The sequence below is a fragment of the Nonomuraea sp. NPDC050310 genome, assembly GCF_040655795.1.
Lineage (GTDB): Bacteria > Actinomycetota > Actinomycetes > Streptosporangiales > Streptosporangiaceae > Nonomuraea.
The window spans coordinates 371909-385467 of record NZ_JBFAKP010000006.1; the positions used below are offsets into that span (position 1 = coordinate 371909).

General features: G+C 71.6%; 13 protein-coding genes. 5 read left to right on the top strand and 8 right to left on the bottom strand.

What is annotated here, in order from left to right:
• Positions 1-46: 46 nt before the first annotated feature.
• Together pruA and AB0I67_RS18875 are read right to left on the bottom strand one after the other, a co-directional pair.
• Positions 47-1720, bottom strand: a complete 1674-nt coding sequence (gene pruA / locus AB0I67_RS18870; RefSeq protein WP_357924816.1) for an L-glutamate gamma-semialdehyde dehydrogenase — start codon at positions 1718-1720, stop codon at positions 47-49.
• A gap of 2 nt (positions 1721-1722) precedes the next feature.
• Positions 1723-2622: a proline dehydrogenase family protein gene (locus AB0I67_RS18875; protein ID WP_357924818.1), complete on the bottom strand. Its 900-nt coding sequence runs from the start codon at positions 2620-2622 to the stop codon at positions 1723-1725.
• Positions 2623-2698: 76 nt separating this feature from the next.
• Here AB0I67_RS18875 and AB0I67_RS18880 point away from each other — a divergent pair, with 76 nt between their 5' ends.
• Positions 2699-3736, top strand: coding sequence for a helix-turn-helix domain-containing protein (locus AB0I67_RS18880; protein WP_357924821.1), 1038 nt, complete (start codon positions 2699-2701; stop codon positions 3734-3736).
• Here the strand turns inward: AB0I67_RS18880 and AB0I67_RS18885 are convergent.
• From AB0I67_RS18885 to AB0I67_RS18905, 5 genes are all read right to left on the bottom strand, one after another.
• Entirely contained in the window at positions 3733-4314 is a 582-nt protein-coding gene (locus AB0I67_RS18885; RefSeq protein WP_357924823.1) for a hypothetical protein, read from the bottom strand. The genes AB0I67_RS18880 and AB0I67_RS18885 overlap by 4 nt on opposite strands.
• A gap of 69 nt (positions 4315-4383) precedes the next feature.
• On the bottom strand, positions 4384-5070 hold the full coding sequence (locus AB0I67_RS18890) for a glycoside hydrolase family 16 protein (protein ID WP_357924826.1): 687 nt from the start codon (positions 5068-5070) through the stop codon (positions 4384-4386).
• 20 nt (positions 5071-5090) lie between these two features.
• Entirely contained in the window at positions 5091-6548 is a 1458-nt protein-coding gene (locus AB0I67_RS18895) for an ATP-binding protein (RefSeq protein WP_357924828.1), read from the bottom strand.
• Positions 6549-6637: 89 nt separating this feature from the next.
• On the bottom strand, positions 6638-7765 hold the full coding sequence (locus tag AB0I67_RS18900) for a glycosyltransferase (protein WP_357924830.1): 1128 nt from the start codon (positions 7763-7765) through the stop codon (positions 6638-6640).
• Positions 7766-7857: 92 nt separating this feature from the next.
• The gene (locus AB0I67_RS18905; RefSeq protein ID WP_357924832.1) at positions 7858-9684 is read right to left on the bottom strand and encodes a SpoIIE family protein phosphatase; all 1827 of its coding nucleotides are present in this window, start codon (positions 9682-9684) and stop codon (positions 7858-7860) included.
• 67 nt (positions 9685-9751) lie between these two features.
• Here AB0I67_RS18905 and AB0I67_RS18910 point away from each other — a divergent pair, with 67 nt between their 5' ends.
• On the top strand, positions 9752-10450 hold the full coding sequence (locus AB0I67_RS18910; protein ID WP_357924834.1) for a GAF and ANTAR domain-containing protein: 699 nt from the start codon (positions 9752-9754) through the stop codon (positions 10448-10450).
• A 7-nt stretch (positions 10451-10457) separates the two neighbouring features.
• Here AB0I67_RS18910 and AB0I67_RS18915 read toward each other — a convergent pair whose 3' ends face one another.
• Positions 10458-10790, bottom strand: a complete 333-nt coding sequence (locus AB0I67_RS18915) for an anti-sigma factor antagonist (RefSeq protein WP_357924836.1) — start codon at positions 10788-10790, stop codon at positions 10458-10460.
• 154 nt (positions 10791-10944) lie between these two features.
• Between AB0I67_RS18915 and AB0I67_RS18920 the strand changes: the two genes are divergently transcribed.
• The 3 genes from AB0I67_RS18920 (at position 10945) to AB0I67_RS18930 (ending at position 13529) form a co-directional block, all read left to right on the top strand.
• Positions 10945-11715 (top strand): SigB/SigF/SigG family RNA polymerase sigma factor, encoded by a 771-nt coding sequence (locus tag AB0I67_RS18920; protein ID WP_357924838.1) that lies wholly within the window; start codon positions 10945-10947, stop codon positions 11713-11715.
• A gap of 40 nt (positions 11716-11755) precedes the next feature.
• Positions 11756-12133 (top strand): ATP-binding protein, encoded by a 378-nt coding sequence (locus tag AB0I67_RS18925; protein ID WP_357924839.1) that lies wholly within the window; start codon positions 11756-11758, stop codon positions 12131-12133.
• Between the two features lie 73 nt (positions 12134-12206).
• The gene (locus tag AB0I67_RS18930) at positions 12207-13529 is read left to right on the top strand and encodes an NAD(P)/FAD-dependent oxidoreductase (protein WP_357924842.1); all 1323 of its coding nucleotides are present in this window, start codon (positions 12207-12209) and stop codon (positions 13527-13529) included.
• Positions 13530-13559: the final 30 nt, after the last annotated feature.

Sequence of the window (13559 nt, forward strand, 5' to 3'; positions counted from 1 at the left end):
CGACGCCCCCGGATCTCCGGGGGCGTCGCCACGTTCAACGGGATGCTCAGAACCCGAGCTTCTTCAGGTCGGGCTCCTGCCACCCCGACTGCGGGATGTCACCCCGGTAGGGCCCCTTGACGACCGGCGGCACGAAGCTCTCCTTGATCGTCCGGGCGTTCACCCAGCGGATCAGGTTGAAGATCGACCCGGCCTTGTCGTTGGTGCCCGAGGCGCGAGCCCCGCCGAAGGGCTGCTGGCCGACGACGGCGCCGGTGGGCTTGTCGTTGATGTAGTAGTTGCCCGCCGCGAACCGCAGCCGCTCGGAGGCCGACTCGATGACCTGCCGGTCCTGCGCGATCAGCGAGCCGGTCAGCGCGTACGGCGAGGCGGACTCCATCTGGTCGAGCACCGAGTCGAAGTCGGCGTCGTCGTAGACGTGCACCCCGAGGATCGGCCCGAAGTACTCCTTGACGAAGATCTCGTCCGTCGGGTCGTCGCCGACGATGATGGTCGGCCTGACGAAGTACCCGGTGGAGTCGTCGTAGGAGCCGGTCAGCAGCTCCAGGCCCGAGGTGGCGCGGGCCCGGTCGATGGCGGCCTTGTGCTTGGCGAAGGCCCGGTCGTCGATGACGGCGCCCATGAAGAGCGACAGGTCGGCGGCCAGGTCGCCGATGGTGAGCGACTCGGCGGTGGCGACCAGGTCGTCCTTGATGAGCGACCAGATCGAGCGCGGGATGTAGGTGCGCGAGGCGGCCGAGCACTTCTGGCCCTGGTACTCGAAGGCGCCGCGGATGAGCGCGGTGGTGAGCACGGCCGGGTCGGCCGACGGGTGGGCCAGCACGAAGTCCTTGCCGCCGGTCTCGCCGACCAGGCGCGGGTAGGAGTGGTAGCCGGCGATGTTCTCGCCGACGGTGCGCCACAGGTGCTGGAAGGTCGGGGTGGAGCCGGTGAAGTGGATGCCGGCCAGCGCCGGGTGCTTCATGGCGACCTCGGAGACGGCCGAGCCGTTGCCGGTGACGAGGTTGATGACCCCGGGCGGCAGGCCGGCGGCCTCCAGCAGGCGCATGGTGAAGTGCGCGGCGAACTGCTGCGTCGGCGACGGCTTCCACAGCACGACGTTGCCCATCAGAGCGGCGGACGTCGGCAGGTTCCCGGCGATGGCGGTGAAGTTGAACGGCGTGATCGCCAGCACGAAGCCCTCGAGGGGCCGGTACTCCATCCGGTTCCACACGCCCGGCGAGGACACCGGCTGCTCGGTGTAGAGCTGGCGCGCGTAGGCCACGTTGAACCGCAGGAAGTCGATGAACTCGCACGCCGAGTCGATCTCCGCCTGCTGCGGCGTCTTCGACTGCCCGAGCAGCGTGGCCGCGTTCAGCGTCTGCCGCCACGGCCCGGCCAGCAGGTCCGCCGCGCGGAGGAAGATCGCCGCCCGCTCGTCGAAGGACATCGAGCGCCACGCCGGGGCGACCCGGAGCGCGGCGTCGATGGCGTCCTGCACGTCCTGGGTCGTAGCGTCGTTGGTACGACCCAGAACGCTGCTCTTGTTGTGCGGCTGCACCACGTCGATCGACGCGCCGCCGCCCATCCGCTCGACGCCGTCGATCGTCATGGTCAGGTCGATGGCGTTGCCCGCCAGCTCCTTGACCCGGCTCTCCAGCGCCGCGCGCTCGGCGCTGCCCGGCGCGTAGCTGAACACCGGCTCGTTGGCCGGGACCGGGACGTTGGTGAAGGCATCCATGATCACTTACCCCCAAGGGCACGAAGGAAGAAGGCGACGTTGGCCGGGCGCTCGGCGAGGCGGCGCATGAAGTACCCGTACCAGTCGTCGCCGTAGGGCACGTAGACGCGGACCGTGTGCCCGGCGGCGGCGAGCTGCTCCTGCCGGTCGGTCCGGATGCCGTACAACATCTGGTACTCGTAGTCGCCGAAGGTGCGGCCGAAGCGGTCGGCGAGCAGCTCGGTGATGTTCACCAGCCGGTCGTCGTGGGTGGCCACCATGGGGTAACCCTTCCCCGCCATGAGGATCCTCAAGGCCCGCACGTAGGCCCGGTCCACCTCGGACTTCTTCTGGTGGGCGACCGAGGCCGGCTCACGGTAGGCGCCCTTCACCAGGCGCACCCGCGACCCCTCGTGCACCAGGTCGCGCAGGTCGCCCTCGGTGCGGTGCAGGTAGGCCTGGATGGCGACGCCGGTCTGCGGGAAGTCGCGGCGCAGCTCGCGCAGGATGCCCAGCGTCGAGTCGACCGTGGTGTGGTCCTCCATGTCGAGGGTGACCATGGGGCTGGCCGCGCAGATCTCCCGCGCGTGCTCCAGCGCCATCTTCTCGTCGAAGGCCTGGCCGACCGCGGAGAGCTTCACCGAGGCCTCGGCCTCGATGCCGGCGGCGCGCAGCGCGTCCATCAGCGTGGTGTACGCCTTGGCGGTCGCGGTGGCGGCGGCCGCGTCGCGTGTCTCCTCGCCCAGATGGTCGACGGTGACCGTGAGCTTGCCGTCGGTCAGGCGCTGGATGGCGGTGACCGCGTCCTGGGTGCTCTCGCCGGCCACGAACCGGTCGACGACCTGGCGCGTGAGCGGCAGGCCGGAGACCGAGCGGCGCACGAGGCCGCTCCGCGAGGCGGCGAGCAGAAGTTGACCGAGCATAGCTCCAGCGTAAATGCCCAGCTCAGGGCGCTCCTATCGACGTCCGTAACGCCGGATGTGGCATGCTGTTCGACAAATGCACAACACCGCAGAACTCCAGGAGACGGTCGACGAGATCGCCCGCGTGCTCGGCGCCTCCGCGACGCTCGAAGACCGTACCTTCCGCCTGCTCGCGTACGGCGCGCAGCACGGCGAGCTCGACGCGGTGCGCCAGGAGTCCATCCTCCGCCGGGCCGCCTCGCAGCAGGTCCGCGACTACTTCGAGCGCTTCGGCATCGCCCACGCCGACGGCCCGGTCCGCATCCCGGCCGGCGACGGGCTCAAGGCCCGCGTCTGCTGGCCGCTGCGCTACCGCGAGGTCACCTACGGCTACCTGTGGCTGCTCGACTCCGGCGCGCTCAGCGACGACCTGCTCGGCCGGGCCGCCCCGCTGGTCGCCCGGGCCGCCGCCAGCCTCGCCCAGGAGGCCCGCAGCCGCCAGGACCTCGGCCGCGAGCTCGACCTGCTGCTCTCGCCCGACCCCGACGACCGCTCCACGCTCGACGTGCGCGGCCCGGTGACCGCGATCGCCGTCCGCGAGTCCGAGCGCGCCGTCCCGCTCTGGACCCTGCCGCGCGGCGTCCTGTCCCGCGCCGGCTCGCCGGTGGCGCTGCTCGCCCCGGCGCACCTGGCCGTCGAGGTCGCCCTGACCGTCCGCGGCCTGTACGGCACCGCCGCCGGCCTGGGCGGCACCCGCCAGGACCCGGCGGAGGCGTGGATGAGCTGGCGCGAGGCCCGCCACGCGCTGCGCGTCGCCGAGCACTTCCCGCGCTTCGCGCCGGTGGCCCGCTGGGAGGAGCTCGGCGTGCACCGGCTGCTGGCCAGGCTGAGCCGGGCCGACCTCAAGGACCTGCACGCCGAGATCGCCCCGCTCGACCCCGAACTGGTCCTGACCGTGGAGACTTACCTCGACCTAGGCGGCCACGTCCAGAAGACCGCCGCCGAGCTCGGCATCCACCGCCAGACCCTCTACTACCGGCTGGGCAAGGCCGAGAAGCAGCTCGGCCGCGACCTCGCCGACGGCGACGACCGCCTCGCCGTCCACCTCGGCGTGAAGGCGGCCCGCCTGCTCTAGGGGACGCGGCCCACGCCTGTTCGTCGCAGCCACCCAGCCGCGACGAACATCAGCGCCCCGATGATCGCCGGGATTGCGGACAACGCACTGTAGACGTATCCGCATTGACCCGAGAAGCCGAGCCGGTCAAGCACCGCGACGGAGGCGTAGTACGGCATCAGCGGCCCGGCGACCATGACGAGCACGCAGAGCCAGCCGACCCCCTCCAGCCGTACTGCGAAGCGCCGCAGGGAAACCGCGTCCCGGAGCAGTGATCGGGACAGGCGGAAAAGCGCAACGCCCGCTCCCAGCGCGCACAGGGCGACCAGCCCCGTTTCCCCGTGGACCAGGACCAGTTCGGAGGCGGTGGGCCGGGCCACCTGCAGGTCGCGGCCCCCGATGAGCACTCCGTTCGACAGATCCCATGTTCGCGCATCGAACGTGTGCGGATGTGGCGAGCATCGCACGCTCACCACACCGCGAAGACTCTCACCGACCGCGGGAACCAGCACCAAGGCGGCGACGATGACGCCTGACAGCAACGCCAGAGCGCCGGCCACGGTGACAAATACCGGTAACCGTCCCCGAGGCCCGCTCATGTCCCTCTTTATAGCCCTGGGAGCAGCACCGGCGGAAGCTGCCGATCTCGCCCGCAGGGCCGGGTGCCTCTAGGAGCGGGGTGCGCGGTAGATCTTCACCCAGTCCACGTACATGGAGACGGTCTTCGGGGTGGAGCCGCCGCGGCACGGTGACCACTGGTTGCAGACCACGTCGTGCTGGAGGGCCAGGCCCATGGCCCGGCCGTCGGGCACGTGCGGGCCGCGGTAGTCCCAGACCTTCTCCCCGTCGAGCCAGAAGGTCAGCCGGCCGGGCAGCCAGTCGACGGCCACCGTCCGCCAGCGGGTGAAGTCGGCCCGCAGTTGCTTGTCGGCGCGCTCGTCGCCGGCGTGCACGAAGATGCCGCCGCCCTGCCGCTTGGGGTCGATGATCTCGGCGAAGTCGATCTCGGCGTGCTCGCCCCGGTCGGAGGCCATGAGCAGCGCGACCGGGGTGTAGCCCGCGCCGGCCTCGGCGCGGAAGCGGACCTCCCAGCGGCCGTAGGTCTGCGTCTTGCGCGTCGCCAGGCCGCCGGACAGGTCCTTGCCGCCGTAGAAGCCGCCGGTGATCTTCAGGACGCCGCCGGAGACCGAGACGGCCTTGCCGGTGCGCGGGTTCTCGGAAGCGGTGGGGGAGTGGTAGACCATCCACTTGCCGGTGTCGAGCCGGTCGAAGTTCTCCACGAACGCCGGCGCTCCCCAGCCGGCTCCCGGAGCGGGGACGGCGAGGGCGAGCGCCATGATAGTTCTGAGAGGCATGTGACCTATGGAACCAGAAGTCACATTCGGAAGAAGGGTGGTCGGACATTTAGCCCCGGACGGGCCATCGGCAGCGCCTCGTGCACGCCGGCCCCGGAGCCCTCGCCCGCGCCGAGCATGGAGCGCGTCAGCGCCTCCCGGGCACTGAGCATCTCGGTCAGCGCCGCGTCCAGGTGCGCCGAGGTCAGCACCCCCACCTGGCCGTTCTCCGCCAGCGCCGCCAGCACGGTACGGCGCAGCAGCTCCTTGAAGAACGAGGCGGTCATGCCCTCGGTCCGCTCGACGACCGGCTCCAGGTCGGCCTCCAGCCGCAGCCCCCGGCTGTAGAGCTCCAGCAGGGCCCGCCGGGCCCGCGCGTCCGGTTTGGGCACCTCGATCGCCAGGTCCACCCGCCCGGGCCGGTTGGCCAGCGCGTCCTCCAGGATCTCCACCCGGTTGGTGGTCAGCACGAAGGTGACGTCCGCCTCGGAGACCACCCCGTCCATCGCGTCGAACAGGGTGAACAGCAGCGGGCTGCCCTCGGGGGAGAAGCCGCGGTCGCGGGCGACCAGGTCGACGTCCTCCAGCACCACGATGGCCGGCTGCAGCCGCCGGGCGAGCGCGGCGGCCTCGGACACGAAGCGCAGCGCGGTGCCCGCCATCAGCAGGACCGTCACCTCCGGCAGCCGGCCCATCAGGTAGCGCACGGTGTGCGTCTTGCCGGTGCCCGGCGGCCCGTGCAGCAGCAGGCCGCGCTTGACGTGCTGGCCGTGCGCGACGAGCGTCCCGGCGTGCTCGGCGATGCCGACGACGTGCCGCTCGATCGCCTCCAGCACGCCCTCGGGCAGCACCACCTGGTCGGGGTCGAGGACGGGCCGCGGCAGGAAGGTGACCAGCTTGTTGCCGCGGTGCTCGGAGAAGCCGAAGGTGAGGATCTGGCCGCGGAACAGGTCGTCGGCCCGCATCAGGCGCTCGATCTCGTCGCGGGTGGCGGTGGCCGCGGCGCGGTCGCGGGCCAGCACGTCGATGCGGCAGCCCTCCATGCCGAACTGCTCGGCCGGTCCGCGCAGGCTGAGCACCACCGGCTCGCCGCCCGGAGCGCTCGCGCGCACCAGCCCGAAGGTGATCACCTCGGTGGTCTCGTCCGGCCCGACCGCCGCGGTGGTGTAGTCGACGGAGCCGAGTTCGAAGCTCTCCTGGCCGCGCTCGGCCACGGCCAGGATGTTCACGATGTCGTTGTGATGGCGGCTCGGGCCGGACAGGCCGAACCAGTCGGCACCGGCGCCGAGGTAGGCGTCCACGCCGCGCTGCAGGTTGACGTGCTCCCACACCGGGAAGGTCTGCGAGACGCAGACCAGTTCACGCACCGTGCAGCCGAGGTGCCCGGACACCCGGGCGACGAGCTCGGAGGGCGGGCGGGTCTCGTCGATGAGCTGATGGGCCTGGTCCAGGAGCCTGCGTAAGGCACGGGCCAGGGCTTTGGCTTCCTCGGTCTCCATGCCTGCCAGACTCGCAGATTCCGCCGCGGCGTGCCCGGACCTGCCAGGGCCCGTACGGCGCTGCCGTACGGGCCCTGGAAGAGGTGGTTCTACTGCGCGGCGGGCGCGGCGGTGGTGAGCGTGTCCTCGTAGACGCGGATCAGCTCCTGCCCGATGCGCTCCCAGCTGTAGCGCGAGCGGGCGCGGTCGGCGCCGGCGTACCCGATGGCGGTGCGCCGGGTCGGGTTGGCCAGCAGCTCGCGGGTGAGGCGGGCGGTGCGGGCCGGGCGGTCCGGCGGGACCAGCACGCCGGTGACGCCGTCCACGACCGAGTCGAGGTGCGAGCCGACCGCCGAGGCGATGACCGGCACGCCGCAGGCCATGGCCTCCAGCGCGACGGTGCCGGTCCCGGCCTCACGCGGCAGGGTGACGACGATGTCGGCGCCGCGCATCAGCTTGGGAACCGTGGTGCGGGCGACCTGGCCCAGGAGCGTGACCCGGTCGGCCACGCCGACCTGCTCGGCCAGCGCCATCAGGCCGGCCGCGTCGGCGTCGCCGCCCAGCAGCTCGGGCGGGGGCCCGCCGGCGATGACCAGCTCGACGTCCGGCAGCCCGGCCAGTGCCCTGATCACGGTCGGGGCGCCGCCGCCGGCCGAGATCCGGCCCACGTGCAGCAGTCTCGGGCGCGAGCCGCGCGCGGCCGACGGGCCCTGGCGGCGGAACCGCTCGGTGTCCACGCCGTACGGCACGACCGCGATGTGCTCCCTGGGCACACCGAGGCGGATGAGCTCGGCCTCCTCGTCGAGGCAACGGGCGATGACCGAGTTGGCGCGCCGGCCCAGCGCCCGCTCCAGCCGTACGTGCTGGCCGCGGTGCGGGGCGAAGAAGGTCTGCGTCACCGGGACGCCCAGCCCGGCCGAGGCGGCCACGGAGGCCAGCCCGGCGGTCCAGGAGTGGGCGTGCACCAGGTCGGGGCGCTCCTTGGTCCAGCGGCGGGCCAGCTCGTCGCCGACGCCCGCGATGTAGGGAGCGACCTCTTCCGGGCGCAGCGAGCGGCTCGGGCCGACGTCGAGGTGTTCCAGAACGACGCCGGGAGCGACCCTGACGCGAGGCTTGCTGTCGTCACTCTGGCGGCGCGAGTAGATGGTGACACGGTGCTCGCGGCCGAGCTCACGGGCGGCGGAGAGAATCTGATGGCGCCGAGTGCCTTCGGTAGAGGCAACGATAGCTATGTTCATGGCACACCTGTCAGGGAAGGGGGCTCCTTGGTGGTGTGCCTGCGTCTTAGGCACGATCAGCTCATCTAGTTATACCCCTATTCCGCCAGGAATCAAACGGCGCGAAGGGCGAGCACCACGATCTCGTCCCAGACCTGCCCGCCGGAGAAGGCGGCGCGGTCCTCCTCCAGGGCCTTGACCACGGTCGACGGCGCCTGCCCCACGCAGCGGGCGAGCGCGTCGGCGAGCCGGTCCTCCCCGTACGGCTGGCCGGAGGCGTCCCGCGAGGACAGCAGCCCCTCGGAATAGAAGACCAGCAACTGCCCGTGCGAGAGGGTGAGCTCCTCCACGGCCGTCCCGGCCTCGGGCGAGATGCCCAGCGGCATGCCGCCCCCGGCGAGGAAGCGCACGGTCCCGTCGGGCTGGACCAGCGCCGCCGGGTGGTGCCCGGCCGAGGCCAGCCGGATGCGCCGCCCCGAGACGTAGCCGGCCAGCGCCATCACGAACATGCCGGTGCCCTGGGCGACCAGCGCCTCGTTGACCTTGCGCACCGCCTCCGCGGGCTCCGGCTCCCACACGCTCAGCACCCGCAGCCCGCCGCGCACCATCGCGCTGACCGAGGCGGCCTCCTGGCCGCGGCCGACCGCGCCGCCCAGGGCGAAGCCCCAGCCGTCGGAGACCGGGAAGACGTCGTAGAACTCCGCGCCCACCGAGGCGCCCGGGTGGTAGATCGCGGCCGCCTCGAAGCCCGGCACGTCCGGCAGCGCCCGCGGCACCACGCTGGACGACAGCGCGTCGGCGGCGCGGGCACGGCTGGCGAAGGTCTGCTGGGCCCGCAGCGCCAGCCCGAGCTGGCGGCCGACCTCCTCGACCAGGCCGAGGTCGGCCAGCGTGAACGGCGGCCGCCCTGACGAGCGCACCAGGGTCAGCACGCCCTCGCCGTCGCCGATCGGCGCCGACACCATCGAGCCGGCCTCCATGACGGCCAGCAGCGGGCCGTCCTCGCTCACGCCGAGCAGCGTCTCGTCCTCGACCATCTCGTGCACCTCGCCGGAGCCGCGCTCCAGCACCCGGTAGACCGGCGAGGCCTGCTCGACCGTGCGCAGCAGCCCGCCGGGCGGCTGGTCGCGGGGCGGCACGACCGTCGCGCGCCGCAACCGGCCGTCGCGCACCAGGTCGGCGATGACCCAGTCGGCCAGCTCCGTCGAGAGCAGGCGGCTGGCCCGGGCCAGCGCGACCGGCTGGGACAGGCTGTCGGCGTCCAGCAGCAACTGCGCCAGCCGCGACAGCAGGTCCTGGCGGCGGGCCGCGGCGACCAGCAGCTCGGCCTGCTCGGGGGCGTGCTCGGCGCTCGGCGGGGCCGGCGGCTCGACCTCCAGCGGCAGGGCGACCACGGCGACCATCTGCTGGGGCTCGCCCGGCATCGTCAGCCGGGTCAGCGCCAGCCGTACCCGATGGGCGCGGCCCTGGTGGGCCAGGCGCGACTCGAACGCGGTGGTCTGCCCGGTCTGCAGCACCGAGGTGAGGTGCGAGCGGAACGCGGCCCGGCGCGAGACGTCGACCAGCAGCGGGAAGGCGCGGCCGACCAGGTAGCCGTCGGGGCTGCCGAGCAGGCGGGTGGTCTCCGGGTTCACCCGGCGGACCACGCCGCCGCCGTCGAGGACCACGACCGGGACCGGGAAGGCGCGGTAGACCTGCCGCAGCAGCTTGAGCTCACGCTGGCCGCCACCGCCGCCCTTGCGCCCGGACTGGCCCTTGCGCAGCTCCTCGTGGGCAGCCTCCAGCAGCTCCATGGCCGTGTCGAGTTCGGCCAGAGCGGCTTCGAGCGTGGGCGCCAGGTCGCGTGGATACGCCGATTTCGCGGCGCGCAAGGAGTTCACGCGCTCGGCGAGCTCCTCCACGGCATGCTCCAGCGCGCTCGCTCCGATCGGTTCGGTCAAGTCAGCCTCCTGGGCACGACGCTACGCCATCCCGGATTAACGTATCCATAGTGGGAAGGGGACAGATGTGATCACGCCCGCGCTCGCCCGGGAACTGGCCGCGCTGGCCAGGCTGGGTGAGGACACCTCCATCGAACGCGTCCTGCACGGCCTGACCAACGCCCTGAGCGCCGGGGTGCCCGGCTGCTCCGGGGGTTCGGCCGAGCAGTGGGCGGGCAACCGCCGGCTGCTCGTCTCGGCCTCGCACACCGAACTGATCGCCCTGGTCGAAGGGGAACGGGCACTCGGCGAAGGGCCCTCCGTCGAAGCCCGGCAGAGCGGCAATCGCGCCTTCGCCGGCGACCTGCTGCGCGAGCCGCGCTGGCCGCGCTACGCGGCGCTGGCCACCACGCGCGGGGTGCGCTCGGCGCTGATGGTGCCGGTCGAGGTGGCCTCCTACCAGCTCGTCGTCGGCCTCTACTCGGTCCGCCCGCGGGCCTTCCCCGAGCAGGCGGCGCCCGCGCTGGGGGAGATGCTGGCCGAACAGCTCGGCGTGGCCATGGCCAACCTGTACGACTTCGACGAGGTCCGCACCGGAGCGGCGCAGTTGCAGGAGGCGCTGGCCGGCCGGGCCATCATCGACCAGGCCAAGGGCATCATCATGAAGACCAGCGGATGCTCGGCCGAAGAGGCGTTCGACGAGCTGCGGCGGATTTCCCAGCATCACCAGGTGAAAGTGGCCGATCTGGCGAAACTGCTGGTGGAGGAGCACTCCAAGCGCAAATGAGCGGGGCTCATGCGGAGGCCAGGGCCTCCTCCAGCGTGCCGTACATCGGCAGCCGCTCGGCCAGCCCAGTGATCCACATCACCTTGGCCGTGCTGTAGCGGACGCCGACGAGCCCGAACTTGGCCCCGTCGGTGAGGTTGGCCTGCCAGCGATGCACGATCAGACCCAGCGCGCGCGAGTCCATGAAGGTCACCCCCGACAGCTCCAGCAGCAGGTCACCGGGCGCGGCGGCCAGGCCGTCGGCGAACTGGTCGCGGGTGGTGGCGTCCAGCACGCCCTCGACTCTGACGACGGTGAAGCCGCCGGCCGCGGTAGAGGTCAATTCGAGGGTGTTGTCCACGCGGCAACCTTACTGTCACGGCAACCGGGTTGAATACTTCGCCCCGGATGGGGGATACTGTCTCCAAGTCCAGCAGAGGGCTTCGGCAAAAACGGTTGCCTCTGCATGGGCTTTTTCTCGTTGCAGAGGCTCTCCCCCATAGAAGGACACAGAGATGACTCTGCGGGAACGAGTGCTCGAAGACATGACGGCGGAAGAACTGCTGGCCGACATGAACCGGCCGGAGATCGCCGACTACACCAGGGAACGCCTGCGCGAGCGCATCGTCGAGATGCACCGGCCGCTGGCCATGGAGATCGCCCGGCGCTACCGCTACCGCGGCGAGCCGCTGGAAGACCTGCTCCAGGCGGCCTACGTCGGCCTCATGAAGGCCATCAACGGCTTCGACGCCGAGCTCGGCCACGCCTTCCGCGGCTACGCCGTGGTCACCATGACCGGCGAGGTCAAGCGCCACTTCCGCGACCGCACGTGGGCCATCCGCGTGCCGCGCCTCTACCAGGAGCGCCGCTCCGAGCTGAACCGCCTGGTCTCCGACCTGAGCCAGGACCTCGGCCGCTCGCCCACCGTGGCCGAACTGGCCGCCAAGATGAACATCAGCGAGGAAGAAGTCCTGCTGACGCTGGACGCCTCCGCCGCCTACAGCACGCTCTCGCTCGACGCCCCGCTGGGCTCCGAGGAGGACGCCGCGTCGCTGGGCGAGGTGATTCCCGACGAGGACGACACCCTGGGCACCATGGTGGACAGCGAGTCGGTCCGCCCGCTCATCGACGCCCTGCCGCATCGGGAGAAGAACATTCTCCTGCTCCGCTTCTTCGGTAACATGACCCAAGCGGAGATCGCGGCCGAATTCGGCATCTCCCAGATGCACGTCTCCAGAATCCTGCGGAAGGTCCTCGACCAACTCCGGGCGGAACTGGTCGGCTGAAAGCTGGCGAATGGACGGATTTCCAAAGCCCCCAGCCGGAGTGCCAGTCGAACGTCTGACATTCCGGCTGTCCGACCTGTCCAGAATCCGGGACCTCGCCGAGAACGCCGCCCGATCGATCGGGCTCAGCGAGCAGGGCGTGGCGGACGTGGTGATCGCGGTCAACGAGGTCGCCACCAACGCCGTCACGCACGGACTCTTCGACACGGCGTACCTGTCCACGTGGGTGGACGGGGGAGACCTGATCGTGGAGATCCACGATCAGGGTCTCTGGACGCCGCCGTACCGGCCGGCTCCCGGTCCCCGCTCCACCAGCGGGATGGGGCTGTGGGTGGCGCGGCTGCTGGCCTCCGACATCTCCTTCCGCACCGAGTCCGACGGGAGCCGGGTGACGATGCGCTTCGGGGGCAAGAGCTGACCTGAGGGGACGGGGGCCGCGGGTCCGTCGGGTGGGAGCGGTTTCGGCCGGTCGCCGGGGGAAGGGATGAACCATGACATCCCGCATCTTGATCGTCGGAGGCGGCTATGTAGGCATGTACACCGCGCTACGCCTGCAACGGGCGCTACGCCGCGGCGAGGCTCAGATCACCGTGATCGACGCCGACTCGTACATGACCTACCAGCCGTTCCTGCCAGAAGCCGCCGCCGGCAACCTCGAACCGCGGCACGTCGTCGTCCCACTCCGCCGCGTGCTCAACCGGTGCACCATCCTCAACGGCTGGGTCACCCGGATCGACACCGGCACCCGCACCGTCGAGTTCGCCCCGCACCGCGGCCGCGCCCGCCGGCTCGGCTACGACCTGCTGGTCGTCGCGCCCGGCTCCATCTCGCGCACCCTGCCCGTCCCGGGCCTCGCCGACGCGGGCATCGGCTTCAAGACCGTCGAAGAGGCCATCCACCTGCGCAACCACGTCCTGGCCCAGCTCGACCTGGCCGCCTCCACCGACGACCCCGACATCCGCCGCGAAGCGCTCACCTTCGTCTTCGTCGGCGCGGGCTTCGCCGGCGTCGAGGCCCTCGCCGAGCTGGAGGACATGGCCCACGACGCCATCCGCGCCTACCCCGGCCTGAACGCCGGCGACCTGCGCTGGATGCTCATCGAGGCCACCGACCGCATCCTGCCCGAGGTCGGGCCGGAGATGGGGCGCTGGACGCTCGAACAGCTCCGCGCCCGCGGCATCGACGTCCGCCTGCGCACCCGGCTCGAATCGGCCAAGGACGGGCACATCGTGCTCGACGACGGCACCGAACTCGACGCGGCCACCCTCGTGTGGACCGCCGGCGTCAAACCCCACCCCGTCGTACGGCAGGGCGACCTGCCCGTGGACGACAAGGGGCGGGTCAAGGCGACCGCCTTCCTCACCGTCGAAGGGCGTGAAGGCGTCTTCACCGCGGGGGACTGCGCCGCCGTACCCGACCTCACCAAGCCGGGGGAGTACTGCGCGCCCAACGCCCAGCACGCGGTACGGCAGGCACGGGTCCTGGCGGACAACGTCCTCGCGGTGGTGCGGCGGCAGCCGCTGCGGCAGTACCGGCACGCCTACGCCGGGTCGGTCGCCAGCCTGGGGCTGCACAAGGGGGTCGCGCAGATCTACGGGCAGCGGCTGCGCGGGCCTGTGGCGTGGTTCGTGCACCGGACGTATCACCTGTCACGGGTGCCGACCTTCAACCGGAAGGTGCGGGTGCTCATCGACTGGACCCTCGCGCTGTTCTTCCGGCGGGACATCGTGGCCCTGGGGGCGCTCACCCATCCGCGGCAGGAGTTCGAGTTCGCGGCCAGAGAGCAACAGGCCTCCAGCGGGGCCTCTTCCTGAGTGCGGCGAGGCGCCCGCACCCCTTCCCGG